This window comes from Actinomyces sp. 594 (assembly GCF_019325145.1).
Taxonomy (GTDB): Bacteria; Actinomycetota; Actinomycetes; order Actinomycetales; family Actinomycetaceae; genus Actinomyces.
In genome coordinates this window covers 85,737-111,815 of sequence record NZ_PIZC01000048.1, presented here as the reverse complement: position 1 = coordinate 111,815, position 26,079 = coordinate 85,737, and the positions used below count along the sequence as shown (strand labels likewise).

At 68.7% G+C, this 26,079-nt stretch carries 20 protein-coding genes and 1 pseudogene; 10 read left to right on the top strand and 11 right to left on the bottom strand.

Annotated elements, in window-relative coordinates; genetic code table 11:
* Positions 1-50: 50 nt before the first annotated feature.
* Together GZ998_RS08260 and ychF are read right to left on the bottom strand one after the other, a co-directional pair.
* Positions 51-2,609, bottom strand: coding sequence for an N-6 DNA methylase (locus tag GZ998_RS08260; protein WP_219109568.1), 2,559 nt, complete (start codon positions 2,607-2,609; stop codon positions 51-53).
* Complete coding sequence (ychF, locus tag GZ998_RS08255) at positions 2,606-3,709, bottom strand: redox-regulated ATPase YchF (RefSeq protein WP_219109567.1); 1,104 nt, start codon at positions 3,707-3,709, stop codon at positions 2,606-2,608. The genes GZ998_RS08260 and ychF overlap by 4 nt, the downstream gene beginning before the upstream one ends.
* A 114-nt stretch (positions 3,710-3,823) precedes the next feature.
* On the opposite strand from ychF, the gene GZ998_RS08250 reads away from it, so the two are divergent.
* Both GZ998_RS08250 and GZ998_RS08245 read left to right on the top strand, forming a co-directional pair.
* Positions 3,824-5,059, top strand: a complete 1,236-nt coding sequence (locus tag GZ998_RS08250) for a DNA recombination protein RmuC (RefSeq protein ID WP_219109566.1) — start codon at positions 3,824-3,826, stop codon at positions 5,057-5,059.
* A 235-nt stretch (positions 5,060-5,294) separates the two neighbouring features.
* Positions 5,295-5,972: a hypothetical protein gene (locus tag GZ998_RS08245; RefSeq protein WP_203233925.1), complete on the top strand. Its 678-nt coding sequence runs from the start codon at positions 5,295-5,297 to the stop codon at positions 5,970-5,972.
* Between the two features lie 62 nt (positions 5,973-6,034).
* On the opposite strand, the gene GZ998_RS08240 is transcribed toward GZ998_RS08245, so the two are convergent.
* Positions 6,035-7,081, bottom strand: coding sequence for a 4-hydroxy-3-methylbut-2-enyl diphosphate reductase (locus GZ998_RS08240; protein WP_219109615.1), 1,047 nt, complete (start codon positions 7,079-7,081; stop codon positions 6,035-6,037).
* Between the two features lie 70 nt (positions 7,082-7,151).
* On the opposite strand from GZ998_RS08240, the gene xseA reads away from it, so the two are divergent.
* On the top strand, positions 7,152-8,525 hold the full coding sequence (xseA, locus tag GZ998_RS08235) for an exodeoxyribonuclease VII large subunit (protein WP_374939188.1): 1,374 nt from the start codon (positions 7,152-7,154) through the stop codon (positions 8,523-8,525).
* A gap of 100 nt (positions 8,526-8,625) precedes the next feature.
* Here xseA and GZ998_RS08230 read toward each other — a convergent pair whose 3' ends face one another.
* The 5 genes from GZ998_RS08230 to GZ998_RS08210 all read right to left on the bottom strand — a co-directional run bounded on the left by GZ998_RS08230 (position 8,626) and on the right by GZ998_RS08210 (position 15,186).
* Entirely contained in the window at positions 8,626-9,651 is a 1,026-nt protein-coding gene (locus GZ998_RS08230; RefSeq protein ID WP_161923619.1) for a LacI family DNA-binding transcriptional regulator, read from the bottom strand.
* 247 nt (positions 9,652-9,898) lie between these two features.
* Positions 9,899-11,533 (bottom strand): glycoside hydrolase family 32 protein, encoded by a 1,635-nt coding sequence (locus GZ998_RS08225; protein ID WP_219109565.1) that lies wholly within the window; start codon positions 11,531-11,533, stop codon positions 9,899-9,901.
* The gene (locus tag GZ998_RS08220) at positions 11,530-13,251 is read right to left on the bottom strand and encodes an extracellular solute-binding protein (RefSeq protein ID WP_219109564.1); all 1,722 of its coding nucleotides are present in this window, start codon (positions 13,249-13,251) and stop codon (positions 11,530-11,532) included. The genes GZ998_RS08225 and GZ998_RS08220 overlap by 4 nt, the downstream gene beginning before the upstream one ends.
* An 11-nt stretch (positions 13,252-13,262) precedes the next feature.
* Entirely contained in the window at positions 13,263-14,216 is a 954-nt protein-coding gene (locus GZ998_RS08215) for a carbohydrate ABC transporter permease (RefSeq protein ID WP_219109563.1), read from the bottom strand.
* 28 nt (positions 14,217-14,244) lie between these two features.
* Positions 14,245-15,186 carry a sugar ABC transporter permease gene (locus tag GZ998_RS08210; protein ID WP_219109562.1) on the bottom strand — a complete coding sequence of 314 codons (942 nt, stop codon included), beginning with the start codon at positions 15,184-15,186 and terminating at the stop codon, positions 14,245-14,247.
* 229 nt (positions 15,187-15,415) lie between these two features.
* Between GZ998_RS08210 and GZ998_RS08205 the strand changes: the two genes are divergently transcribed.
* Both GZ998_RS08205 and GZ998_RS08200 read left to right on the top strand, forming a co-directional pair.
* The gene (locus GZ998_RS08205) at positions 15,416-15,715 is read left to right on the top strand and encodes an exodeoxyribonuclease VII small subunit (RefSeq protein WP_162678710.1); all 300 of its coding nucleotides are present in this window, start codon (positions 15,416-15,418) and stop codon (positions 15,713-15,715) included.
* Positions 15,716-15,787: 72 nt separating this feature from the next.
* Positions 15,788-16,744 carry a carbohydrate kinase gene (locus GZ998_RS08200; protein ID WP_219109561.1) on the top strand — a complete coding sequence of 319 codons (957 nt, stop codon included), beginning with the start codon at positions 15,788-15,790 and terminating at the stop codon, positions 16,742-16,744.
* Positions 16,745-16,853: 109 nt separating this feature from the next.
* Here the strand turns inward: GZ998_RS08200 and GZ998_RS08195 are convergent, their stop codons facing one another.
* Positions 16,854-18,191, bottom strand: coding sequence for a PhoH family protein (locus GZ998_RS08195; RefSeq protein WP_219109560.1), 1,338 nt, complete (start codon positions 18,189-18,191; stop codon positions 16,854-16,856).
* A gap of 251 nt (positions 18,192-18,442) precedes the next feature.
* Complete coding sequence (locus GZ998_RS08190; protein WP_162678713.1) at positions 18,443-19,294, bottom strand: undecaprenyl diphosphate synthase family protein; 852 nt, start codon at positions 19,292-19,294, stop codon at positions 18,443-18,445.
* Positions 19,295-19,478: 184 nt separating this feature from the next.
* On the opposite strand from GZ998_RS08190, the gene GZ998_RS08185 reads away from it, so the two are divergent.
* The 3 genes from GZ998_RS08185 (at position 19,479) to msrA (ending at position 22,103) form a co-directional block, all read left to right on the top strand.
* Entirely contained in the window at positions 19,479-20,180 is a 702-nt protein-coding gene (locus tag GZ998_RS08185; RefSeq protein WP_162678714.1) for a hemolysin III family protein, read from the top strand.
* A gap of 487 nt (positions 20,181-20,667) precedes the next feature.
* Positions 20,668-21,162 carry a transcription elongation factor GreA gene (locus GZ998_RS08180; RefSeq protein WP_161923609.1) on the top strand — a complete coding sequence of 165 codons (495 nt, stop codon included), beginning with the start codon at positions 20,668-20,670 and terminating at the stop codon, positions 21,160-21,162.
* A 197-nt stretch (positions 21,163-21,359) separates the two neighbouring features.
* Positions 21,360-22,103: a peptide-methionine (S)-S-oxide reductase MsrA gene (gene msrA / locus GZ998_RS08175; RefSeq protein ID WP_161923608.1), complete on the top strand. Its 744-nt coding sequence runs from the start codon at positions 21,360-21,362 to the stop codon at positions 22,101-22,103.
* Positions 22,104-22,307: 204 nt separating this feature from the next.
* Here msrA and GZ998_RS08170 read toward each other — a convergent pair whose 3' ends face one another.
* Positions 22,308-23,027 carry a LysE/ArgO family amino acid transporter gene (locus tag GZ998_RS08170; RefSeq protein WP_219109559.1) on the bottom strand — a complete coding sequence of 240 codons (720 nt, stop codon included), beginning with the start codon at positions 23,025-23,027 and terminating at the stop codon, positions 22,308-22,310.
* Between GZ998_RS08170 and GZ998_RS13495 the strand changes: the two are divergent.
* Together GZ998_RS13495 and GZ998_RS13490 are read left to right on the top strand one after the other, a co-directional pair.
* Positions 22,992-24,209, top strand: a pseudogene (locus GZ998_RS13495) (ABC-ATPase domain-containing protein); the annotation flags it as partial. The gene GZ998_RS08170 and the pseudogene GZ998_RS13495 overlap by 36 nt on opposite strands.
* 225 nt (positions 24,210-24,434) lie before the next feature.
* Entirely contained in the window at positions 24,435-25,982 is a 1,548-nt protein-coding gene (locus tag GZ998_RS13490) for a P-loop domain-containing protein (protein ID WP_374939191.1), read from the top strand.
* Positions 25,983-26,079 lie beyond the last annotated feature (97 nt).

Below are 26,079 nucleotides of genomic sequence, written 5' to 3'. Positions count from 1 at the left end.
TCGCTACACGTTGAACCTGAACTCGACCCCGAGTTCAGACGATATCTGAACTACTGGTTCAGGATACCGAAGCCGTACCCCGCCTCGTCGTCGAGCAGCTCGAGGTCCCCTTCCACCTTCGGCGCGACCTTCTGGACGGCCTGCCACGAAAGCTCGGAGGCCTCGCGCCGCAACAGGATCGCCTTCTTCACTGAGTCGGTGATCTCCTTGCACCGCTTGGAGTCCTTAGGCACCGGCAGGACCAGCTCAGCCCAGCGACCACCCAGGGTGTCGATGATGTCCTGCGTGAAGCGCTTGGCGAAGATCTGAGACTTGACCACAGGTGACGACAGCAGAGCGAGCAGCATGTGGGGGTCCATCCTGCTCTCGTCGAGGACCTTGAACTTGAGGATGTGGCTCTGGTAGACGATCTTCCAGTCCAGGTCAGTCACGATGGCACAGGTGCCGACGAGGTAGGTGCCGTCCCTGACCATGAGGATGTCGCCAGGGGCGACATTTTGCTTATCCGCCAGCGACTCGTATAGAGCTTCACTGCGGCCGTGCTTGGGGTCGCCCTTGATTTGCCAGTTTGCAATGTCGCTGGTGCGGATGAACGGGATCGAGCCCGTGCCGTAGGCCAGCTTGCCCACCTCGTCGCCGGTCGAGACTGACAGCACGCCTTGGGTGACCAGATCACCCAGGCGCACGAGGTCATGGGTCTTCGATAGGCGCTCAACCGACTCGCGGACCTCGGGGTTGTAGTACTTGGGGAGGTAGATCATGTCCGTGATCTGCGCGGAGTCAACGACGAAGCCGAGGTGGTCGAAGTCCAGCGCCTCACCGTCCGCATACTTCTCCCAGCGTTCGACGATCTTGGGCAGGTCGTCGAACGGGATTGAGTGGCCTCGTGAATCGTGCCCGCACCAGCGGGCGACGGCCATGAACACGTCGTGCGACTCGCCAGAGGGCTCAGCACCCTTCTCCAAGAGCACGACGGCGGTCTTGGCGTGGGTGTACGGCTGGAAGAGGTTCTCGTGCACGGAAATGACCGCGTGGATCGTCGCCCGGCTCAGTACGTACTGCATGATGTAGCGGTGAGACGGATTGCACAGCATCGACTCCGGCAGGACGATGCCCATGCGGCCGCCATCCTTGAGCAGGTCGAGACAGCGCTCAATGAAGAGGATCTGCGGGGTCTGCGAGTCCGCGACCTTATCCGTCTTCTCGTAGCCGACACCACCCTTGGCCTTGCGCCACTTGGAGCCGAGGTCGTACTGGGCCAGGGTCGTGCGTTCGGTAACCTTGAGTTTCTGACCGAACGGCGGGTTAGTCATGATGACGTCGAACTCGCCGACGGAGACTTCCTGGCGAGCCTTGAGCCCCCAGTCCCTCATCGGCACCAGCGAGTTCTCACAGAAGATCCCACCGCGACCATCACCGAGTAGCGCCATGTAGGCCTTGGCCACCTTGCTGAGGAACTCATCCTTGTCGATCCCCCGCAGCTGGCGGATTGCGACCTTCTGCTTCTCGCTCTCGCGCTCGCTGTCGGGCCACTGCAGCTCGTCGGCACGGTCATCGACGAGGTCCCACAGGCCACGCAGGGCCTCGACGAGGAAGCCGCCCGAGCCGCAGGCTGGGTCGAGCACCATGTCCTGGATCTTCGGGCGCACAAGTGCCCGCACCAGGTGCGTGACATTGCGCGGCGTGAAGAACTGCCCCTGGCCGCCCTTGAGGGAGGGTCCGATGAACGTCTCGAAGGCGTCGCCGACGACGTCGCGTTCGCACTCGATCAGGCAGTACTGCTGGAGCTCGCCTACAACGTAGGCGATGGAGCGGTCGTCGAGTTCGATCTTGTCCGTGTCGTCGAAGACATCGCTGTACTGCTTGACCACGTGAGCGAAGGACTCCTTCACGCGCGCCGCCACGTCGGCAACGGGTTCGTCCACGCCCGCCCGGAAGGTGACGACAGCGTCGCGTCGCGTGAATCGCTCGTCGTAGATCTTGCAGAAGATGAGGTTCATGATCTGCTGAGCTAGGGGCTCGTCGCGCGTCATGCCGACGGCGTTCGCCGCCAGGTAGTTACGGATCGAGCGGAAGACGGCCTTGAGGTTATGGGTCGGTCGTAGATCCTCGCGCTTGAACAGGCCGATGTCCTCGACGCGCTGCCCGTAGCGCGGGATGTTAGGGATCTCGTCGAAGGTGACCTTACCGTTGGCCTCCCGCTTTCGTAGGAAGAGGCGCTCGTCCCCATTGGTCCAGACGCCGAGGTAAGCGCGGGAGAGGCGGAGGTAGTCCTCCAACTGGTCCCGGCCATCGCGGCGGTCCGGCTTCTTGCACTCGACCACGAGGAACAAGTCTTCGTCGCGATGCTGGTCGCCGCTAAAGACGGCGATGTCGACCGGATAAGTCTTCGCCCGGTCAGACGGGCGCGCCTTCACGTGCCACTGGGGCCTTGTGCGGATGTGCACCTTGGGGTAGCCGTAGTCCTCGACGAGTTGGCGGGCGAACGGCTGGACCGCGAGCAGCTCTTCAGGCTTGGCAGGCACCTGGATGCCGGAGATATAGTCGACGACCTTGCCGTCCGGCGCTTCGTCGTCGCTGGGGACTGTCACTGCGGCCTGCTCGCTCACTTCTTACTCCCAGACGTAAGTCCCGTGCGGAACTCGACCACGTCGCCGTCGGCCATGACGTAGTCCTTGCCCTCCATGCGGACCTTGCCATGGGCGCGGACCTCGGCCAGGGAGCCGTACTCCATGAGGTCGTCGTAGGAGACGATCTCCGCCTTGATGAAGCCCTTCTCAAAGTCGGTGTGAATCACGCCCGCCGCCTGCGGCGCGGTCCAGCCCTTGTGGATCGTCCAGGCGCGCGACTCCTTCTCCCCCGCCGTCAGGAAGGTCTGCAGGCCGAGGGTGTCGAAACCCACCCGCGCCAGCTTGTCCAGACCGGACTCCTCCTGACCGTTCTCGCGCAGCATCTCGGCGGCCTCTTCGGGCTCCAGCTCCACCAGCTCCGCCTCGAACTGGGCGTCCAGGAACACCGCCTCCGCGGGCGCCACCAGCGCACCCAGCTCCTGCTGGCGGGCGGCGTCGTGCATGCCGGCGTCGTCCAGGTTGAACACGTAGATGAAGGGCTTGGTGGTCATCAGCTGGAACTCGCGCAGGATTTCGGCGTCCAGCGCCTTGCCCGCCGCTGCGGCCGAGAGCAGCTCACCCGCCTCCAGCACCTTCAGCGCGGCCTGCGCGGCCTCCAGCACGGCGGCGTCGGTCTTCTTGCCCCGCACCTCCTTCTCCAGGCGCGGGATCGTCTTCTCCAGGGTCTGCATGTCGGCCAGGATCAGCTCGGTTGAGATGGTCTCAATATCCGAGGCGGGGTCCACCTTCCCAGCCACGTGGACCACGTCGGGGTCGTCGAAGGCGCGGGTGACGATGCAGATGGCGTCGGCCTCACGGATGTTGGCGAGGAACTGGTTACCCAGCCCCTCCCCCTCGCTGGCGCCGCGCACGATCCCGGCGATGTCGACGAAGGAGACGGTGGCGGGCACGACCTTCTGGGAGCCGAACATCTGCGCCAGGGCGTCCAGCCGCGGATCCGGCAGGGGGACGACGCCGACGTTCGGCTCGATCGTGGCGAAGGGGTAGTTCGCCGCGAGAACGGTCGCCCGGGTCAGGGCGTTGAACAGGGTCGACTTGCCGACGTTGGGCAGTCCAACGATTCCGATAGTGAGTGCCACGGGGCGAGTGTAGATGAGTCCGCCCGGCACGACGGGCGCCACCGGCCCCCGGGCGCCTCGCGGACCGGCTAAGCGCTCGGCATTAATGTCGGTGCCCCGTGCCATGGTGGTCCCATGTCCACAGCGCTCCCCGTCCTGCTCCTGCTCATCGGCCTGCTAGTTGGTGCGGTGTCCGGCTACGCCCTAGCCGTAGCCCGCTCGGCCGCGGCTCGCGCCGGCGGTCGCGACGAGGCCGCCGCCCTGCGCGCCGAGGCGGCCCAGTGGCGGGCCCGCGCCGAGGAGCTGACGGCGCGCACCGCGGTGGCCGAGGAGCGCGCTGAGCGTGACGGCTCCGTGCTGCGCGCACTCGCGCCGGTTCGCGCGCAGCTGGAGCAGGTGGGTGCCCGGGTGGATCAGATGGAGCAGCAGCGCGCAGCCGAGCACGCCGCACTGACCGAGCAGCTGCGGGCGGGGGCAGAGTCCGATCGGGAGCTGCGCCGCACCACGACGGCGCTGGAGGGCGCTCTGCGCTCGCGCTCCTCGCGCGGGGTATGGGGCGAGGTCGAGCTCGCACGCGTGCTCGAGGCATCCGGAATGATGCGGCACATCGACTTCTCCGAGCAGCGCTCAGTAGCCTCCCTAGTAGGCCGTCGTCAAGGTGCGGGCCGCACTCGGGACGGCGCGGGCCGAGCGCGTCCCGACGTCGTGGTGCACCTGCCCGGTGACGGCTTCCTGGCGCTGGACGCCAAGGTCCCCCTGGACTCCTACCTGAAGGCCTGCGCCGTGGGCTCCGGCCCGGATGCCGCAACCTCCGAGGCGGACGCCCAACAGCACCGTGCCAAGCTGCTCGCCGCACACGCCAGGGCGCTGCGCGGCCACATCGATGCCCTGGCGGACCGCCACTATGCCCGCACGCTTCAGGACTCCCCGGAGCTCGTGGTGCTGTTCGTCCCGGCCGAGCCGATCCTGGCCGCGGCCCTGGAGGCAGATCCCACGCTGATGGAGCACGCGCTCGAGCGCGGGGTCTCCTTGACCACGCCGGCCTCCTTGTTGGCACTGCTGCGCACCTGCGCATCCGCATGGGCCCGCACCGCCATCAACGACGACGCACGGGAGCTAGTGGAGCTGGGCCGCACGCTTTACGAGCGGCTCGGCACGGTCGCCAAGCACCTCGACGCCCTGGGCTCCGCCCTGACGCGCTCCGTGAGCGCATACAACCAAGTGGTCGGGTCCATGGAGTCGCGGCTACTGGTCACGGCCCGCTCCTTCGAGACCTTCGGCGGTGACCTGGCCGCGCCGCAGGCGGTTTCCCCGGATGACGCACAGATCCGCCGCTTCACCACCACCGAGCTTACCGCAGTCACCGAGTAGCGGGCCACCACCTCGCATGGCTGCGCCAGTCCATGGCGGCCAGCCGGGCGGTACGGCGCCGGGAGTCGCCTCCCCCAACAGCCTCACACCACCGAGCTGATCACAACGTTGCGGTTACGTACGCAGTACCATTACCATAAACTGGTCTCCTGCGATATTTTGCAGCAACCTCCCAGGTACGCCCCATAGCGTACCTGGCAACCCACGACCGCAACATGTGGAGGTCCATCTTCCTATGGCAGCCGCAACCACAAGCAGCACCTCGGCCCGCGCCGCTTCGGGCCAGCTCCCCGGCACCGCCCCGCGGGCCGGGAGCGACGACCCCGCCGAGGTGCTGAGCCATCTGAACACACTCGCCGCCAGGCAACAGCAGCTTCAGGACCAGCTCAGTACGCTCCGGGACGAGCGTGACGACCTCATCCTGCGCGGACTCGCCAGCGGCCTGAGCTCATCCGAGCTGGCCGAGAAGGCCCAGCTGACGGGCGCGCGCGTACGGGCCATTGCCGACGCCGCCGCCGACTCCTCTGCGCGGGAGCGGGTGGCCGAGGCCATGGCCAAGCTCGTAGCCCACGAGCCCCCGATCTGCACTACTTATGGCGCGCTCGCCGAGGCGGTAGGCATCGGCTCAGCGAAAGGCGTCGCCTCCTCACTGGCAACCAATCCCGCAGTGCCGGCGCGTGCCGGCGCCCGGGTGCTGCTGCTGCGCTGGGCCAATCCGGCCCTCGGCGGCTACATCATCCCCAGCGAGGAACCCTCCTGGCAGACTCAGGGCGACGACACCGCCTCACGGCTCGAATGCCTGCAGGCCGAGCAGCTGGTGGTGCAAATCACCGGCCCGAGCGGCTCGGTGTGGGTGGTTCCCTTCGACCGGGTGGTGGCCGACGCCGAAGCCCTGAGCAGCATCATCAGCTGATCGGCGGTCCCGGTAGGCGGCCGAGCCGTGTCGGCGGCCTACCGGCCCACTGCCGGAAACGGTCAGCAGGTGTGGTCCTGGGCCGGACGACGCCGTCGCTCGGGTGCCTGGCCGCCGGCCGCCTCCTTAAGATCGGCGCGCAGGTTCTTGGGTAGGGAGAAGGCGATCTTCTCCGTGGCCGTGCGCACCTGCTCGACCTCGGAGAAGCCCATCTCCCCCAGCCTCTCAATGACCTCGCGCACCAGTATCTCCGGCACGGAGGCCCCGGAAGTCAGCCCGATAGTGCTAGCACCGTCAAACCAGGACGCGTCCAGCTCCCGCGCATAGTCGACCCGGTGGGCGGCGGGCGCGCCGGCCTCCAGGGCGACTTCCTTCAGCCGCACCGAATTGGAGGAGTTGCCGGAGCCGACCACGATCATGACGTCGACCTGCGGAGCGATGGCCTTGACTGCGCCCTGCCGGTTCTGCGTGGCGTAGCAGATGTCATCCCCCTGCGGGTCACTCAGGTGGGGGAAGCGCTCCCGCAGACGCCGCACCGTCTCCATGGTCTCGTCCACCGACAGCGTAGTCTGGCTGATCCACACGACCTTGTCCGGGTCGCGCACCTGCACCGAGTCGACCTCTGCCGGGCCGTTGACTACCTGGATGTGGTCAGGCGCCTCCCCCTGGGTTCCCTCAACCTCCTCATGGCCGGCGTGACCTACAAGGATGATGTCGTAGTCATCCTTGGCGAAGCGGATCGCCTGCTTATGAACCTTGGTCACCAGCGGGCAGGTGGCATCAATGGTCTGCAGGTGGCGGGCGGCTGCCTGCGCGTGCACGGCCGGGGACACACCGTGCGCAGAGAACACCACGCGCGCACCCTCTGGTACCTGATCGGTCTCAGAGACGAACACGGCCCCCCGCTTGGTGAGCGCCTCCACCACGTACTTGTTGTGGACGATCTCCTTGCGCACGTAAATCGGCGCGCCGTAATGGGCCAGGGCCTGCTCCACGGCGTCGACGGCGCGATCCACGCCGGCACAGTAGCCGCGCGGAGCGGCCAGCAGTATGCGCTTGGCGGCGCGGGTACGCCCCGGCGCGGCACTGTCGGTGGTGGTTTCGCTCATGGTCACGCCCACCACTGTGCCACAGGAGCCTGCCCGGCGAACACGCCCGCGGGGCGTTTAACGTGGCACAGTGGAGCCCGTGACCGAGTTCCCGCCCAGCCGCCGTGCACCCACGCACTCGCCCGCGCGCACTCCCATGAATACGTCGGCCGGTACGCCTGCGGCCAGTGGCGCGGGGCGGCAGCTGGCCCGCCTGGCCCGCGAGACCACCCCGGACAACCCCTGGCCGCTGCGGCTGCTGTCCACCAAGATCGACGAGTACATCAACAAGATGACCTACGTGTGGGTGGAGGGGCAGATCGTCCAGTTCAACCGGCGCCCCGGCTCGGGCATGCAGTACCTGACCCTGCGTGACGCCGACGCCGACATGTCCATGTCCGTGTCCGTGTTCACCCGAGAGCTCGCTGCCATAGAGCGGAACACCGGAGCGCAGGTGACCGAGGGCGACCGCGTCGTCGTCCATGCCAAGCCGCGCTTCTGGGCCAAGCGCGGCAGCCTTGAACTGCGTGCCGATGACATCCGGCCGGTCGGCATCGGTGACCTGCTGGCCCGGATCGAGCAGCTGCGCCGGATTCTCGCAGCCGAGGGCCTGTTCGACACCGAGCGCAAGCACCCGCTGCCATTCCTTCCCCGCAAGGTCGGGCTGGTGTGCGGACGCAACGCCAAGGCCAAGGACGACGTCGTCGTCAACGCGCGCCTGCGGTGGCCCGGCTTGCCCTTTGAGATCCGCGAGGTTGCCGTGCAGGGTGCGCAGGCGGTGCGGGAGGTCACCGCCGCCATCCGCGAGCTGGACGCCGACCCGGGGGTCGACGTGATCGTGGTGGCCCGCGGGGGCGGCGCCGTCGAGGACCTGCTGCCCTTCTCCGATGAGGGCCTGGTGCGGGCAGCGGCTGCCGCCCGCACCCCGATCGTCTCCGCAATCGGGCACGAGACCGACTGCCCGCTGCTGGACTTGGTGGCCGACTACCGTGCCTCCACACCCACGGACGCGGCCCGCCGCATCGTCCCGGACCTGGCGGAGGAGACGGTGGGGCTGGACCAGGCGCGCGAACGTATACGCACGGCGCTGCGCTCCCGCCTGGACACCGAGCAGCAGGGCCTTGACCAGGTGATGGCCCGCCCAGTGATGTCCGACCCGACTGTCATCGTGCGCGACCGGGTTGCCGAGCTGGAGCAGGCCCGCGAGCGCATGCGCCGGGCACTATCCGCCACCCTGTCCCTGGCCACCGCCGACTTGCGCGCCGACCAGGCCCGACTGCGCGCATTGTCCCCGCAGGGAGTCCTGGACCGCGGCTACGCGATCCTGCGCAGCCCCGGCGTCGGCGTCGTCAAGTCTGCTCAGCAGTTGAAGAAGGGCGATCTGATCGAGGGAGTGCTGGCTTCGGGGCGCCTGGTGGCGCAGGTAGTCGGCACCACCAAGCCCTCCAGCGAGTCCGCCACCTAGTCTTTCCCCTCGCCTGGCACCGGGCGGGAGCCAGCCCCGGACTCACAGCTGGCACCGACGACTTCTGCTGCCCATGGGCGCGCCGGCGCGGCCCGGGGCCTCAGTGATCCGGCCGCGCCACCGAGTCCCTCTCCACCACCCGCCCGACAATCCGCAGGTTCTGCGCCTGGGCTCCCGGGGTGTCCAGCAATTCGTAGAGCCGTTCCACCGCCCACGCCGCCATCTCCGCGTGGGGAAGGGCGATGGAGGTCAGCCGCGGGGACAGTGACTCGTTGATCAGGATCATGTCATCGAATCCGACCACGGACAGGTCCTGCGGGATGCGCAGGCCCAGCTGCGCGGCGGCTGCGTACACGCCCATGGCCATCGCGTCGGCGAAGCAGAACACTCCAGTGGGGCGTTCATCGGGTGCCGCCTGAAGTAGCCGCACGGCCTCGTCATAGGCGGCGCTACCAGCTGGCTTGCAGGAGACGACGACGGGCTCGACGCCGCTCTCCCGGCAACGGGCAATGAAGCCCTCCGCGCGCCCGTGAGCCGCGGGAATGTCATCGTGATTATTGATCATCGCCACACGCCGGTGCCCGGAGGCGAGCAGAACCTCGGCACCGGCACGGCCGCCGGCCACCTCGTCGGGCACCACCCAGGAGTAGCGGGGGTCGCTGGTGAAGGCGTTGACCACCACGGTTGGGATACCGGCTAATGCGGAGGGCACAGTAACCGCCTGGTGGTAGAGCGCACCGAGGATGATGCCGTCCACCTGGTGGTCAATGAGCGTGCCGATCACGTCGTCCTCGTCGTCGGCGGTGTCGGCGACGATGAGCAGCCCGCCGTGGGCACGCACGGCGTCCTGAGCGCCCAGCACCATGCGGCCTAGGTGCTCCGTGGTGGCCAGTTGGCGCCCAACCAGGGCGATCGTGTCCGTGCGCCGAGTGCGCAGGGCGCGGGCGGAGGGGTTGGCGCGGTAGCCGAGGGCGGCAGCGACGGACTTGACGTGGCTGCGGGTCTCCTCCGAGACGCGCGACCCCTCCGGATTGTTCAATGCGTGCGAGACCGTCGTGACGGACACGCCAGCCTCGCGGGCCACGTCCTTGATGGTGACCCGGTCAGTCGCGCGACCAGGACTCATCGGTCACTCCCTCCTGCAAACGCTCGGGCAGGCGGTAAGTATCCCCCATGCAGTCCGTCGCGGGTGCAGGCACAGGCCGAATCGCGCCCGTATCGGGAGCAAGCGTGCTCCTGCGCGTCCCCGCAGTTTCGACCGATCTCGGCACGTAACGTCTACCGAACTCGGCGGTTATATCAACCGACCTCGGCGCGGGTTACGGCGACAGCGAGGGCGGTGTCGGCGCCGCGGTCCGTGGACCGGGCCGGTTTCAGGATGCGGCGGGGTCGAGCCTGGTGGTGTAGGCGTCGGCCATGGACCAGGCCTGCAGGCGCGCGTCCGCAAGCGAGCCGGCGTCGATGCGTACGCCGTCGTCGCCCGGGGCCGTCCCCAGGCGCGCGGACAGTGGCTGGCCGTTGACGAAGACCTCCAGGCTGGAGCGATCGCGCAGTACCCGCAAGTGCACCTGCCCCTCGGGGCCCAAGGGCACGGGCCCGGCCAGCTCCCGCCGGTCCGGCGCCTCCCAGGGGGTACCGGGTGCGGCGGAGGCGGAGCGGTCCAGGGACAGCCACCCCGTCCAGGCGTCCTGTCCCTTCGGCCCGCTCGGGGTACGGCGGGTCAGGCGCAGGCGCGTGCGCCGCGTGCCGTCCGCGGACACGGCCAGATCCATGACCAGCCCCTCCGCTTCCCCCAGCCGTCCGGTCAGCACCAGATCGAGGCTGTCGCCGCCCAGGCGGGCGCCGACCGCAGTGACCTCCCGCGCACCAGCGGCATCGGCCAGCACCTGGGAGCGCAGGGAGTCGATCTCCGCGATGGGGTGGAACCGGACAGTTCCGTCCGGGCCCAGGCTGACCTCCCGGGGAACACTCATGGAGCCGGCCCAGCCCGCCTCCAGGCGCCGGGCGCGTGTGGCATTGGGCTGCATCCAGCCGATGGTCACGCGCCGCCCGTCGGGCAGGAGCACCGATTGGGGGGCGTAGAAGTAGTTCTCCCCCAGGTCCGAGCGGCCGACTGCGTCGATACGCATGCGGGTACCGTTACGCGAGCCACGCATCCACATTGAGCGCAGTGTGCGCGAGGCGTGCCAGGCAGAGACGAACAGGATGTCCGTCTCCCCCAGGCGCACCAGCTCCGGGCACTCCCAGACCGTGCCCGTGACATCCACGTCGCCGTCGCCGACGGCGAGCGGCCCCTCGTAGGCCCAGTGGCGCAGATCCTCGCTGGAGAAGCACAGGGCCGCGCCTACCTGCCTGTCATCGCCACCGGCCCCAGGCACGCCGCTCCCCATCACCTGGAGCCAGCGCCCGTTCTCGCGCCACACCGAGTGGTCGCGCATTTCCGGCACCACCAGCCCCTCGGTGGAGGCGGGCGCGGCGTCGATGACCGGATTGCCCGGGTGCTTCACCCAATGGGTCAGCAGCGGGTCCTCCGGGAGGGCCGTGGCCAGGCAGGCGGTCTGGGTGGCGCGCTCCGAGGCTCCGGAGTAGACCATGGTGGGCACAGTGGTGCGGGTGCCGTCCGCCGCCACGCGCTCATCGGCCAGCACGATGCCAGACCAGCAGCCGAATGCGTCCGGGCCGCCCTCACTGGGCCGAATCGCGGTGGGCAGGTCGTGCCAGTGCACCAGGTCGGCCGAGTACTGGTGGCCCCACTCGATACGCTCATGCACCGGGGCGTGGGGATTGTGCTGGTAGAACAGGTGCACCAGGGGCTCGCCGTCGGGACCGGGCCATACGCTCAGGCCGTTGGGATCGTTCATCCACCCCCAGGGAGCGGTCGCGTGCCAGCGGGGGCGGGCTGGGTCCGCCTGGGCGTGAGCCGCCTGCTCGGCCGGGGCCAGGCTGAGGCGGTCCTCCGAGCGAATGAGCCAGGGCCGCGCTGATGCGGTGGTGGGGGCGGTAGTCATGAGCGTGCGTCCAGCTCCTCGTAGTAGCGGTCCAGCGCCGCCTGATAGATCTCCATCATTCGGCTCAGGCCCGTGGTCTCGAGGTCCTTAAGATAGCCGTCCCAGTCGGCGTCGATGCCGCCGCCCACCACCCACTGGGCGAACTTCTGCTTGACCAGGGTGGACACATCCGAGTCGATCAGGGACAGGTCATCGAGCTCGGCATTGGTGAACACCACGGGCGGGAAGGCGTCATTGGCGGCCCATTCGGCGTACTCGGCGGCCACCTGCTCCTGGCGCAGGGAGGCACGCGGCTCAGGCAGCACGACCTCCTCGAAGTCACGCGCAGTGGTGGACTTCGGGCCGCCGGGAGCCACCTTCTGCCGCCGCTCCCCCTCCGACTCGCCCTCGGCCGCCGGAATCTGGGCCAGCATGCCGTCCTCGTCGTACTCCAGGGTCACGCCGATCGGCCCCCAGCTGTTCTGGGCAGACATGACCGGGTCATACATGCGGTCCACCCAGCGCATCACCGCCGCCTGGTAGCGGCAGGTGCGGGTCATGGCGAAGGCGCCGCGGGAGATCTCCTGGTTGTTGGACACCGAGGCGCGGCGCACGCCGTCCACTCCCGCCAGCACCGGGCACAGCGCGTAATGGCCCTCGCGGTCCTCCCCCACGAACTCGGTCGCCTCCCACCAGTAGAAGGCCGCCAAGGACTCCTGCTCCGTCTTTCCCTTGGCCAGGTAGGCGGTGTCATCCTGAGAGAAGGACTCCGAGTCGATCAGGCCCTCGGCGTACCAGGTGTGCAGCTGCTTGACCCCTTCCTTCCACTCCTCGGTGGAGGCGGTGAATACGGCCTTCCGGTCGATCACGATGCGGTGGTCGTTGTTGTCCGCCTGGCCGCCGTAAGCGGCGATGATGTCCCACGGGTTGGCGCAGAAGGAGCCCGGGATGAATGACAGCGGCAGCAGCTTCCCGGTTCCGGACGGGTCCTGCTCCTTGAATGCCAGCAGCGTCTCGTGCAGCTCCTCGATGGTGGTGGGCATGTCGCGGCCGACGGCGTCCAGCCAGTCGGTGTTCAGGTACAGGAAGTTCGGGAAGGGTACGAGCCCGAGCTCCTCCACGCTGGGCAGGGTGTAGATGTGCCCGTCCTCGCTGGTAATGGCCGAGCGGATATCGGGGCGGGAGTCCAGCAGCGCGGTGATGTTGGGGCAGTTGTCGGCGAAGAACTCGTCCAGCGGCACCAGCGTGTGGTTGGCGGAGTAGGTGGATACCTCGGCGTCGGTCAGCCCGGTGTTCCACAGGATGTCCGGCAGGTCCCCGGAGGCCAGCAGCAGGTTCTTCTTCTCTGCGTACACGTCCTCGGTGAGCATGTTCCACTGCACCTGGATATTCGTCTCCTGCTCCCACTGCTGGGTCAGCTCCATCTGGCCGTAGGGCACGGACAGGGCTGAGCGCGAGCCGGTGGCGGTGACCGTGATCGGGGTGGAGACGATAGGCAGGGAGTCTGGAGCGTCGGCCAGGCCGGCGGAGGCGGACTCGTCGGGGACGCGGTAGTCGGCGTCGCTCTTCTTGCTCGAGCAGGCGGCCAGGGCGAGCAGGCCCACGCCGGCGAGCGAGCCGCGCAGCAGCAGGCGGCGGCTGACCGGTCGGCGGGCGACGCCGGAGACGGCGGCCAGACGGTCGGTGGGGAGGGGGGCGCTGACGGCGGCAGTGGCGGTAGCGGTGTTACGGGGCAGCATTTGGGGACCTCTCAGCTCTTCACGGCGCCGATGAGGGCGCCCTGGGCGAAGTACTTCTGGGTGAAGGGCAGTATGGACAGCAGCGGGAAGGTGGAGACGACGATCATTCCGTACTTCATCAGCTCGGCGATGCGCTGGGACTCGGCGTAGGAGTCCATGCCGGTGGCCGATACGCCGGAGCCGGACACGTCGGACTGGATGAGGATGTTGCGCAGTACCAGCTGGAGGGGGTACTTGGCGTCGTCGTTGAGGTAGATCAGGGCGTCGAAGAAGGAGTTCCAGTAGGCCACCGCGTGCGTGATCACCAGCAGCATGATCAGTGCCTTGGACAGCGGCAGCACGATGCGGAAGAAGTAGCGCCACTCGCTGGCGCCGTCGAGGGCGGCGGCCTCGTGCAGTTCCTCGGGGATGGTCGTCTCGAAGAAGGTGCGGGCGATGATGAGGTTGGTGACACCGATGGCGCCGGGCAGCACCACGGCCCACATGGTGTTGAGCATCCCCAGGTCGCGCACCACCAGGTAGCGAGCGATCATGCCGCCGTCGAAGAACATGGTGATGATGAACAGCACCATGAAGAAGTTGCGGCCGGGCAGGGACTTGCGGGACAGGGCGTAGCCGGCCCCGAGGATCGAGCACACCGAGATGGCGGTTCCCACCGCCGTGTACAGCAGCGAGTTGCCGAAGCCGCGCAGCACGGTGGAGGTGGAGAAGATGCGCTGATAGCCCTCGAAGGTGATGTTCTTGGGCCACAGCCACACGTTGCCCTCGTAGACCTGGTTGGGGTCGGAGATCGAGGCGATGACGACGAAGTACAGCGGGTAGATGATCGCGATTACGGCGCCGCCCAGCAGCAGGACGACGAAGGCGGTGTAGAGAGGGTCGGCGATCCGCTCCATGAGGCGGCGCGGGCCGGAGCTGCGGAAGGTGGGGGCGGCGTCGAGCACTGACGCGGGTACGGTGGTCATGGGGTCTCCTCGAGTATCTCGCGGGCGGTCAGAACAGACTCGACTGACCCGCGCGCTTGGCGACCTGGTTGAACACCAGCAGCAGGATCATGTTGAGGACGGAGTTGAACAGGGAGATGGCGGCCGAGTAGGAGAACTGGGCGCTCTTGAGGCCCACGTCGTAGACGTAGGTCTGGATGATCTGCGAGGCGCCCAGGTTCAGGTCCGTCTGCATCAGCAGGGCCTTCTCAAAGCCCAGGTTGAGCAGGTTGCCGACCGCCAGGATCAGCATGATCGACACGATCGGACGGATGCCGGGCAGGTCAATGTGCCACAGGCGCTGCCAGCGGTTGGCGCCGTCCACGCGCGCGGCCTCGTGCAGGCTGGGGTCGATGCCCGCCAGGGCGGCGAGGTAGACGATCATGGAGAAACCGGCGTTCTGCCAGATGTCGCTCATGACGTAGATGGGCCGGAACCAGCCCTCCTCGTTCATGAAGTTGATGGGCCGCCCGCCGACCAGCGTGATGACGTTGTTGACCAGTCCCGAGCGGGGCGAGAGCAGCACGAACAGCATGCCGACCACCACCACGGTGGAGATGAAGGCGGGCGAGAACAGTACCGTCTGGATGAAGGACTTGAGCCTGCGGGAGGCGAGCTGGTTGATCAGCAGCGCCAGGATGATCGGCACGGGGAAGCCGAAGACGAGTCCGAGGACGTTGATGGCGATGGTGTTGAAGAAGATGCGGGTGAACTGGAAGGAGTGCAGGAAGCGGCTGATGTGCTCCAGCCCCACCCACTCGCTGCCCAGGAAGCCGTCAATGGGGTTGTAGTTGCGGAAGGCGATCTGCACGCCGTACATGGGCCAGTACTTGAATACGACCAGGTAGATCAGCGCCGGGGCCAGCAGCAGGTACAGCTGCCAATGGCGGGCTACGCGCGCCCACAGAGACGTGCGACGCCGCCTGGCGGCGGCGGGGGCGGGACTAGACATCGTTGTCCTCCATCTAGGCGGGGAGTGAGCGCCGTTCGCTTGAGACGGCAAGATACGAGCGCCCTAAACGATTTGGCAGGCATATCTTGCCCGCCTCCCATCCTGCTGTCAAGACGTTTTTGCGAGCGGTTTTGCGCGAGCCGCCAGATGACGCAGGGCGGCAAGCCGAGCCAGTACCCTGCCGTGATAACCGGCGCGCAGTGATCGCGCACATGCAACAATCAGTGCCATGAGCGCGCCCTCCCCCGCTGAGCCGACCGGCCCCGCAGACGCCAACGCCGACGTCGCCTCCCTGCCCTACGAGCAGGCTCGCGAGCAGCTGGTCGGCGTCGTCCAGCGCCTCGAAGCCGGCCAGGTTCCGCTGGAAGAGGCGCTGAAGCTGTGGGAGCGTGGCGAGGCCCTGGCCGCCCGCTGCCAGTCCTGGCTGGATGACGCCCGCGCCCGCCTGGCCGCCGTCGCCGGCGATGGGAGCGAGTCCGCCGACTCCGCCGGCCCCGGCGCCCCCGGCGCCAGCTCCACACCCTTCTGAGCGCTCTTCCACCCGCACTCGCTTGTCACCGTCAGCCCTCGCCACCGCCCACCAACCATGAGGAGCCCCAACATGTCAGCACCCGGCCCCGCAGGAACCGCCCTTGTCATCGGCGAGGCACTCGTCGACGTCGTCATCCACCCCGGCGAGCCCGCCCAAGACATCCCCGGCGGCTCCCCCGCCAACGTCGCCCTGGGACTCAGCCGCCTGGGCCGCGACGCCGAGCTGGACTGCTGGATCGGCACCGACCCGCGCGGCCAGGCGGTGCGCTCTCACCTCGAGGCCTCCGGTGTGCGGCTCACGCCAGGCTCCGACGGCGCCGCGCGCACCTCCACCGCGCAGGCCACCATCGGGGCCGACCGTGCCGCCACCTACGTGTTCGACCTGGACTGGAACCCGCCGTACCCGCAGCGCACTGAGGGCACGGCGGCGCCGCTGCTGGTGCACACCGGTTCGATCGCAGCGATCCTGGAGCCCGGCGCGGCCACGGTCGAGCGCGTGCTGTCAGACTTCCGGGCCACCTCCACGATCTGCTACGACCCCAACGCCCGCCCGCAGCTGATGGGCACGCCCGAGCAGGCGCGCACCCAGGTGGAGCGGCTGATCTCCCTGGCCGATGTGGTCAAGTGCTCCGATGAGGACATCGAGTGGTTCTACGGCGAGGACGCGGATGTCGAGGAGGTGGCGCGCGGGTGGCTGGCCCTGGGCGCGGCCGTCGTCGTCGTCACCCGGGGCAAGCAGGGCTCCCTGGCCATAACCGCCTCCGGCCTGCGCATGGAGGTGCCCGCCGACCCCACCGTGGTGGTCTCCGACACCGTCGGTGCGGGCGACTCCTTCATGGGCGGGCTCGAGGACGGCATCTGGGCCGAGGGCCTGGTGGGCGCCGAGCAGCGCGAGGCACTGCGCAGCATCGACGCCGCCGCCCTGGAGCGCGTCCTGCGGCACGCGGCCGCCATCGCCGACATCACCGTCTCTCGCGCCGGCGCCAACCCGCCCACCCGCGCCGAGCTGGAGGACCGCACCGCCTGACCCGACCGCGCACCCCGCCGCCCCCCTCACCGCGGTCGGTAGACATTACATGCCGAGATCGGTAGACGTTGCAGGCGACTGCGGGTTTCGGCGCCAACGCGGGCACGCGTTAGTACAGCGGCACCTCGTCGAGCATGCGCGTGACCAGCTCGGCGATATCGCTGCGCTCGGTGCGCACCAGGTCCACGTGCGCGAACAGGTCCCGATCCTTCAGGGACTCCACCACGCTGACCACGCCGTCCCAGCGACCCACCCGCAGATTGTCCCGCTGGGCGACGTCGTGAGTCAGTACCACCTTGGAGTTCTGGCCGATCCGGGACAGCACCGTCAGCAGCACATTGCGCTCCAGCGACTGGGCCTCATCCACGATCACGAAGGCGTCGTGCAGGGAACGGCCGCGCACGTGCGTAAGCGGCAGCACCTCCAGCTGCCCGGCGGCGACGATCCGATCGATCCGGTCCGTGGGCACCACCGAGCTGAGGGTGTCGAAAACCGCATCCCCCCAGGGCGACATCTTCTCCGCGGAGTCGCCGGGCAGGAATCCGAGGCTCTGTCCCCCCACCGCGTACAGCGGCCGGAACACCATGACCTTGCGGTGCTCGCCCCGGTTGACGACGGCGTCCAGCCCGGCGCTAAGCGCCAGGGCCGACTTGCCGGTGCCGGCGCGCCCACCGAGCGAGACGATGCCGATGTCAGGGTTGAGCAGGTGATCGATGGCGATGCGCTGCTCGGCGCTGCGCCCACGCACACCGAAGACCTCGCGGGAAGCGTCCACCAGGTGCAAGGCTCCACCCACAACGGTCGCCAGGGCCGAGCCACGCGGGGAGCTAACCACCACGCCGGTATGGGTGGGCTGGGCCGCCAGGTCGTCGGCCGCCTCCTCATCCGCCAGCCCGGACAGGTCCAGGACGCCGTCGCCCCATAGCCGGGAGATCTCCTCGTCGGTGACAGCCACTGCGGTCATGCCGGAGTAAATGTCTTCGCTGGCAAGCTCAGCCCGGTACTCCTCCGCGGTCAGCCCCACGGCGGCGGCCTTAATGCGCATCGGCAGGTCCTTGGAGACGACGACCACCTCTCCGTCGTCCGCGCCGGCGCCCTGGTGGGCGCGGCGTGCCAGCGTTACCGCCACCGACAGGATGCGGGAGTCGTTGTCGCCCAGGCGCATGGCGGCGGGCAGCACGTGATCGTCAGCACCATTGAGCTCTACCCTCACCGTACCGCCGCGGTCACCGACCGGGATGGGACGGTCCAGCCGACCGTGCTGCTCACGCAGGCCATCGAGCAGGCGCAGCGCTGAGCGGGCGAAGTAGCCGAGCTCGGGATGGTGCCGCTTTCCCTCCAGTTCCGTAACCACCACGACCGGCAGCACCACGGCGTGCTCGTCGAAGCGCAGCAGGGCGCGCGGGTCGGAAAGCAGGACCGAAGTGTCCAGGACGTAGGTTCGCATGGTCGCCTCCAGCTGTATCTCCGCCTGTGCCGTCTCCATCTGTTCTCGGCGAGCAGCGCCGGACGCCCAGAAACAGCGCGTCTGTGATACTGCTCACCATACTCGCTTGTGTGCAGAAGGGATCGAGGACGTGCTCGGCGTCGACCATAGGCGGGTACAGCCAGCCCCCGCTAAGCAGGCGCTGCTTTGACGGCACCAACAACACCCGCGGCAACTCACCCGGACGGTCGCGCGCCCGCCCCTTCCCCGGGCTACCTGCCCAGGCGGCGCTCGCGCTGGCCGTAGTCGCGCAGCGCCCGCAGGAAGTCGATACGCCGGAAGGCCGGCCAGTAGACCTCGCAGAAGTAGTACTCGGAGTGAACCGACTGCCAAAGCAGGAAGCCGGAAAGGCGCTGCTCCCCCGAGGTGCGGATGACGAGTTCCGGATCAGGCTGCCCCTTGGTGTACAGGTGCGCAGTGATGTCCTCCTCGGACAGGGAGCCCGCAACCTCCTCCAGGGTAGCGCCTGCGGCGGCACGCTCCCGCAGTAGGTCGCGGACGGCGTCGGCTATCTCCTGGCGTCCTCCGTAGCCGACAGCGACGTTTACCTGCATGCGCGCATCCGCGTGGTCGGCGGGCGTCATAACCTCCGCCGCGGTCGCGGAGTCACCGCCATTCCGGGCACCGGAGTCCTGACCGCCGCCCTTGCCCCTGCGGGCGGTGGAGGCGACAGCGGCACGCAAGCGGTCGGCCACCGGCGCGGGCAGCAGGTCTACCGCCCCGACCAGGCGCAGCCGCCAGCGGCCGGCGGCGGCCAGCTCGTCGACGGCGTGGGCGATTATGTCCAGCAGCGGGGAGAGCTCTGCGGGGTCGCGGGAGAGGTTGTCCGTGCTCAGCAGCCACAGGGTGACCACCCCAACACCGGCATCCTCCGCCCAGCCGAGGAACTCCTCGATCTTGTCTGCGCCGCGCTTGTGCCCCTGGGCGGTGCCGATGCCCATGGCCCGGGCCCAGCGCCGGTTGCCGTCGAGGATGACGCCCACGTGCTGGGGCACACGATCAGGCTTGACCTGGGCGACCAGGCGGCGCTCATAGAGGTTGTAGAGGAGGTTGTCGCCCGCCATCACTCGTCTCTTTCCTGTGCGCGCCGGTTGGCCATGACGCCACCGCACCAGGGTCGGCGGGCGCGCCCAGGTCCGAGGGTAGCGCGAGACTGAGCCACAGCCCACCTTTCCAGGTAACCTACGGCAGCGTAACCTACGGTAGCGTAAGTTGTTGTTGAGCCACCGCCCGTGAGGAGTTCCGTTGATGCGCACCACCATCCAGTCGCGTGGCGCGGCCGCAGTCAGCGCCGCCAGCGACCTCGCCCGCGCCGTCAAACCCAAGCTGCGAGGCTGGATCCATGCCTGCACCGCGCCGCTGGCGCTGGCGGCCTGCATCGTGCTGACAGCGCTGGCGCCGGGCGCAGGACTGAAGTGGGCATGCGCCGCCTACCTGGCCTGCTCCCTGCTGCTGTTCGCCAACTCGGGCGTCTACCACATCTCCAACGGACACTTCCCCCGGACGGTTTCCACCGTTCTGCAGCGATTCGACCATGCCAACATCTACCTGCTGATCGCAGGCACGTACACACCGCTGTCCGTAGCCCTGCTCGATGCCGGAACCGCGCGCCTGGTCTTGGGAATCGTGTGGGGCGGGGCCGTACTCGGCATCCTGACCACACTGCTGTGGCCAACGGCGCCGCGCTGGCTTTCGACCCTGTTCTATATCCTGCTCGGCTGGGTGGCACTGTGGTTCTTGCCCCAGTTCTGGGTCACGGGCGGTCCGGCGATCTTCTGGCTGCTGGTGGCCGGCGGCCTCGTCTACACGGTGGGCGGCGTCATCTACGCCCACAAGCGGCCCGATCCCTTCCCCCGCTGGTTCGGCTTCCACGAGATCTTCCACGCCTGCACGGTGGCCGCGTGGGCCTGCCACTGCGTGGCCTGCTATCTGGCGGTGCTGGGCCGCTGAGGTCCTGCCCAGGGCGGCCGCTCCCTATCGCGACGCGGCCACCCCGAGTACGCGAACCGTCGAAAGTGCTCTTGGCTGCATGATCCGCGCAACTCGGCCAGCGGGCGAACTGGCGAAGGCGCACGACTCTTGGCCGTCGACGCTACCGCACTGCCGAGCCGAACCACAGAAAAAGTGTCCATCTCTCGCCACTTTGCGGTCGCGTACCCACCCCCGAAGGCACTTGCTACCACATTTCCGCAGGTCAGAACCGGTTTCCCGCAGGCGCTAACGGCACCGCCGGAGTCAAAGTGGCGAAGAATGGACACTTTGCCCCTGCGCAGCCAGCTCCGCCTGCTCCGCGAGCCACCCCGGATCGGGCAAAGCAGCCCGAGCCCGCCTGGCGCCCTGGTCACCCTTGCAGCACGATCCGGCAGGAACGTATAGACTTGCGCCTTATACCCGAACAGCCCCTGAGCATCATTTCCGCCGTTCTCAAGGAGGGACCATGGCCGACGAGACCACCGAACCGCAGGGCACCTGGCTCACCCAGGAGGCGTATGACCGACTCACCGAGGAGCTTGAACGCCGCAAGAGCGTTGAGCGCAAGGCGATCGCCCAGCGCGTGGAGGCCGCCCGCCAGGAGGGCGATCTGCGCGAGAATGCCGGCTACCACGCGGCTCGCGAGGAGGCCTCACTCAATGAGGCCCGTATTGTCACGCTCACCGAGATGTTGGAGCACGCGCAGGTCGGCGCAGCCGCCTTCGACGGCTCCGTAACCGCGGGCACAATCGTCACCGCGAAGGTGGCCGGCCGCGAGCAGACCTTCGCCCTGGGCGGCCAGGAGATCACCGAGGACGTTCCCGAGGGCGTCAAGGTCTTCTCCCCCGACGCCCCCCTGGGCCGCGCCCTCATGGGCCACCGCGCCGGCGACACGGTCAGCTACAACGCGCCCAACGGCAGGGAGATCACCGCGGAGATCGTCGACGTCAAGGCGCTCTGACTGGCCGCAGCGTATCACCCTCACGTCCCGCTCCTGTCACCCGTGACTGGAGCGGGACGCTCATTACCTGGACCCACCCGACCGTCGCGCCTCCCGTGCCGCATCCGCCCTATTCCGTGGCTCCCGCTCATATGCCCCCGGCGTACTCCCATGATTGGCCCTTAACCTGTTCGGCTCCCGCGAGTACGGTCGCCCCCATGACAGCATCTACGCAGTCCACTCCAGCTACCGGCTCGGCGGCGCGGCCCCGCCCGGCCCGTAATGCCGTGCTTCCTGGACGCGAAGCCTCGCTTCTGCCACTCCCAGGCGAGCACGTCGTCCTGGGCACACCCCTGGACGGCCCTTGGCCCGAAGGCACCCAGGTGCTCTACCTGGCGGGCGGCTGTTTCTGGGGTGTGGAGCGCTTCCTGTGGCGCCAGCCCGGCGTGGTGGCCACCGCCGTGGGCTACATGGGCGGCACCACCCCGAACGCCACGTACCAGGAGGTTTGTACCGGCGCCACCGGTCATGCCGAGACGGTGCGCGTGGCCTACGATCCGGCCGTGTGCGGCGAGGGCGGGGAGAGCCTGTTGCGCACCTTCTGGGAGAACCACGACTCCACGCAGCTGAACCGGCACGGCAATGACATCGGCACCCAGTACCGCTCAGCGGTATGGACCACGACGGCGGCGCAGGCCAACGCCGCGCTGGCAATCCGCACTGCCTTCCAGGGCGAGCTGACCCGCCTCGGACGCGGCACCTGCGTGACCACTATCGCCCCGGCCACGGAGCTGTATGACGAGTTCGGCGGGCCGTTCTACCTGGCCGAGGACTACCACCAGGGCTACCTGGACAAGAACCCGAACGGCTATTGCAACCATGGCCCCAACGGCATCACCTGCCCGGTGGGGATCGCGAACGTGCCCGCGCAGACGGACGTGCTGCCGCCGGAGACGGTGTAAGTGCTCAAGTAGGTCGCACATAGTCGGCGCGGGCCGGCCGGAGGCGCTAGAGGTCTCCGGCCGGCCCGTGGCCTACCCGTACGGGTGCGTCACTAGTGCCGGTCTGGGTGCGTCACTAGTGCCGGTCTGGGTGCGTCACTAGTGCCGGTCTCGGCGTGAGGGAGAGGAGAGGCGCGAGCACGGCGGGAGGGGATACGACCCGGGTCAAGAGCCCAGCGCCAGGTTCAGCGCCACCCCCAGCATGACCAGGCCGACCAGCACATCCACCACCCGCCAGGTGCGCGGGCTGGACAGCGGCCCGGACAGGGCGCGCGCCCCCAGGCCCAGCGCCGTGAACCACAGGATCGACGCCGTCCCGGCGCCGGCGGCGGCCAACCACCGCGCCTGCCCGAAACCGTTGGTCACCGTGCCGAGCATGAGCACGGTATCAAGGTAGACGTGCGGGTTCAGCCAGGTCAGCGCCAACGTGGTCAGCACGACCGACGACGCCGGGCGCGCCTGCTCCTGCTCAAGCGCACCAGGACGCATCGCCGACCGGAAGCTGGAGACCGCAAAGCCGATCAGGTACAGCACACCGCCCCAGCGCAGCAGTTCCAGCACCCACGGCGCCAGGCGCGCAACCACGCCGATTCCGCCGGTGCCGACGGCGATGAGCGCCAAGTCGCTGAGGGCGCAGATGGCGATCACCAGCCCGATGTGCTCGCGCCGCACGCCCTGCCGCAGCACCCAGGCGTTCTGCGCGCCAATGGCCACGATCAGCCCCAGCCCGGTGGCGAAGCCGGTGATGGCAGGCGCGAAGCCGGACCAGGAGCCGCAGACCGCCAGCGAGGCAGTAATCAGGCCCGCGGCTGCGGGGGCCGCTGATGCCGCCCCCGCAGCCGCCAGGGCATGTGGGGACGTCGACGGCGCGAGCAGAATCGTCATGGGTCGACCCTATGGGGTATGGCGTCAGCCCGTAAGACGGGCGGACGCCGAAAGCACCGGCGCGAGACTGCGCGGCTCCCTCCGGCCGCCCGGTGCACCCGCAGGCACTGCGCAGGGCTCATCGCGCCACCCGCGCCCGGCGGGCACGACCCGCCGTCATCGGCACGCGCGTCGGGTGTTACGCCGGAAATGTGCCAATATCAGGGCATGAGTGAACGCAGTGACTTCACAGACGGCCGCGGCTACGGTGAACGCGGCAACCGTCGCGACCGATACGACCGATATGACAGGGGATATGACCGGGACGACGGCGGGCGCGGCTACGACCGCGGTGGCCGGGGCTATGGCCGCGACCGCGACTTCAGCGGCCGCCGCGGCGGCTACGACCGCGGCAACCGAGGGTACGACCGGGACAACAACCGCGGCTACGGCGACCGCCGCGAGGGTGACCGGGAGGGCCGCTACGACCGCAGCTACAACCAGGACCGCAGCTACCACCAGGACCGCAGCTACGGCCGGGACCGCCGTGACCAGGGATACGACCGCGGTGGCCGGGGCTATGGCCGCGACCGCGACTTCAGCGAGCGCCGCGGCGGCTACGACCGCGGTGGCTACGATCGCGGCAACCGAGGGTACGAACGGGACAACAACCGCGGCTACGGCGACCGCCGCGAGGGTGACAGGGAGGGCCGCTACGACCGCGGTGGCCGCGGCTACAACCAGGACCGCGGCTACAACCGGGACCGCGGCTACAACCGGGACCGCCGCGACCGGGGATACGAGCGCGACGGCCGGGACCGCGACTACCGGCACGAGGGCCGCCGTCACGACAAGGGTCCGCGCACGGGAACGCTCAGCGACCTGGTGGATTACCTGCACGTGCTGGACAACCGCCCCTACGGCGCCTACCGCGACACCGTCGGCCACTATCGCGCCTCCGAGGGCTGGATGCTGCACGTGGACTACGTTCAGCCGGACCCATACGCCCCGCCCACACGGATCCGCATCCAGGCTCCGGCCGATCTGCCCGGCCTGAAACTGCTGCAGGATGCGGACCTGACCTCCACTCGCGACCGGCGCATCGCTGTCGGCGACTTCCTGACCCGCGAGCTGCACCGGGGCTTCCGCGGCACCAACCTGTCGATCGCCTCGCCCGGGCAGGAGATCCTCGAGCGCTGCTCCGTAATCGTCTCCGCCCCTGCCGACGCCGATGACGACGCCGACGCGCCCGCGACGGACGGTGCGGCCACCGACGCATCGCCTACCACGGACCAGCAGGGCGACGAGATCCTGGACCTCTTCACTGTGCTGACCGAAAGCGATGAGGACGCCGATGCGGGCACCGGCGAGGACGCCGTTCCCGCCACCACATCCTCGGAGTCGGCAGGCACCGACCTTGATGAAGCGGTGGACGGCTCCGCAGCTGACACGTTCGCCGCCGCCATCGGCTCCACTGAGCCGACCGACCTCACCGGGGAAGACGACGTGGCGCAGGAGCCCGGCTCCCCCACCGACGAGGGGGAGGCGCCCGAGGAATCAGCTCCCTCCGCCAGTGCCGCCACGGACTCAGACACCGAAGCCGATGCGGACGCCGACGCCGTGCAAAGCACCGGTAAGCGCGAGGCCCCTGCGGGCTCCGGCGTCGTCATTGAGATTCGCGCCCGAGTGGCGCTGCCTGCCCGTGGCCGCTCCATCCGTGGGCGGGAGGCGGCCAACATCTTCAGCCACGACCTGACCCGTGAGATCAACGCCGCCCTAGACCTGACCGGCGAGCGGGGCGAGCGCCTGCTGGAGCACATTGCCGCCCTGGAGGACCACCGGGCCCTGACCCAGGCGGTGCTCGACAACGGCTGGGTGGCCTTCCTCGCCGACGACTCAGTCCTGCCGCGCCGCTCCGGCGTCAGCGACGCCCCCATGGAGGAGGGCGCCATCGCACTGACCGCCCCCGATTCACTGGCCGCAACCGTGACCCTGCCGCATGCCGGTGAGGTACGCGGCACCGCGATCGGCTCCGGGGTCACGCTCGTGGTCGGCGGTGGCTACCACGGCAAGTCCACGCTGCTGAGCGCGATCGAGCGCGGCGTCTACCCGCACGTTCCGGGCGACGGCCGCGAGCTGGTGGCCACGGTCCCAGACGCCATCAAGGTGCGGGCCGCCGACGGGCGGGCAGTGACCGGCGTGGACCTGACGCCCTTCATCTCCCACCTGCCCGGAGACCGCGACACCGCCTCCTTCACCACCACCAACGCCTCGGGCTCGACGTCCCAGGCTGCCTCGATCGTGGAGTCGATCGAGGCGGGGACCTCCGCGTTGCTGCTGGATGAGGACACCTCCGCCACCAACCTGCTGATCCGTGACGCCCGCATGCGCACGCTAGTGTCCGACGACCAGGAGCCGATCACCCCCTTCGTGGACCGGGTGGGGGCGCTGGCCGAGGCGGGCGTTTCCACAGTGCTGGTCATGGGCGGCTCAGGGGACTACCTGGACGTGGCCGACCGGGTGCTGCTGCTGGATTCCTACGTGCTACACGACGCCACCGAGCGTGCAGCCGAGGTCACCGCGGCGCAGCCGCGGGAGACGACGGCACTGGTGGACTTCCCCATGCAGACGCCGCGGGTGCCACTGCCCTCGCAGCGCACCCAGCGCGGCCCGGTGCGCACCCGTTCGCGCGGCACCGACACGCTCACGCTGGACCGCGAGGACATCGACATCTCCGATGTGGCGGGTGTCGTCGAGTCCGGCCAGGCGGAGGCGGTGGCCTACGCCCTGCGGGCACTGCTGGAGCAGCGCTTCGACGGGGAGTCGACGCTGGCGCAGTGCCTGGAGGACCTGGACGCCCTGCTGGATGACGAGGGCCTGGACGCCCTGGACCGCCGCCCTGCCTTCCTAGTGCGCCCACGCATGGTGGACGTGGCAGCCGCGGTGAACCGCTACCGGAGGCTCAAGCTGGCCTGAAGTGTGCGGCGCGGCGTCAGGTGACGTCGCGCCGCACGCTAACGTTCGAGTGGGCTCAGAGAAAACCGCGTAATCAAGCGGTTTAGCTGATTGTCTC

Coding starts and splice junctions, on each gene's coding strand:
- GZ998_RS08250 (WP_219109566.1), top strand. CDS start 3,824: ATGTCCACAGCGCTCCCCGTCCTGCTCCTGCTCATCGGCCTGCTAGTT.
- GZ998_RS08245 (WP_203233925.1), top strand. CDS start 5,295: ATGGCAGCCGCAACCACAAGCAGCACCTCGGCCCGCGCCGCTTCGGGC.
- GZ998_RS08240 (WP_219109615.1), bottom strand. CDS start 7,081: ATGAGCGAAACCACCACCGACAGTGCCGCGCCGGGGCGTACCCGCGCC.
- GZ998_RS08230 (WP_161923619.1), bottom strand. CDS start 9,651: ATGAGTCCTGGTCGCGCGACTGACCGGGTCACCATCAAGGACGTGGCC.
- GZ998_RS08225 (WP_219109565.1), bottom strand. CDS start 11,533: ATGACTACCGCCCCCACCACCGCATCAGCGCGGCCCTGGCTCATTCGC.
- GZ998_RS08220 (WP_219109564.1), bottom strand. CDS start 13,251: ATGCTGCCCCGTAACACCGCTACCGCCACTGCCGCCGTCAGCGCCCCC.
- GZ998_RS08215 (WP_219109563.1), bottom strand. CDS start 14,216: ATGACCACCGTACCCGCGTCAGTGCTCGACGCCGCCCCCACCTTCCGC.
- GZ998_RS08210 (WP_219109562.1), bottom strand. CDS start 15,186: ATGTCTAGTCCCGCCCCCGCCGCCGCCAGGCGGCGTCGCACGTCTCTG.
- GZ998_RS08205 (WP_162678710.1), top strand. CDS start 15,416: ATGAGCGCGCCCTCCCCCGCTGAGCCGACCGGCCCCGCAGACGCCAAC.
- GZ998_RS08200 (WP_219109561.1), top strand. CDS start 15,788: ATGTCAGCACCCGGCCCCGCAGGAACCGCCCTTGTCATCGGCGAGGCA.
- GZ998_RS08195 (WP_219109560.1), bottom strand. CDS start 18,191: ATGCGAACCTACGTCCTGGACACTTCGGTCCTGCTTTCCGACCCGCGC.
- GZ998_RS08190 (WP_162678713.1), bottom strand. CDS start 19,294: ATGGCGGGCGACAACCTCCTCTACAACCTCTATGAGCGCCGCCTGGTC.
- GZ998_RS08185 (WP_162678714.1), top strand. CDS start 19,479: ATGCGCACCACCATCCAGTCGCGTGGCGCGGCCGCAGTCAGCGCCGCC.
- GZ998_RS08180 (WP_161923609.1), top strand. CDS start 20,668: ATGGCCGACGAGACCACCGAACCGCAGGGCACCTGGCTCACCCAGGAG.
- msrA (WP_161923608.1), top strand. CDS start 21,360: ATGACAGCATCTACGCAGTCCACTCCAGCTACCGGCTCGGCGGCGCGG.
- GZ998_RS08170 (WP_219109559.1), bottom strand. CDS start 23,027: ATGACGATTCTGCTCGCGCCGTCGACGTCCCCACATGCCCTGGCGGCT.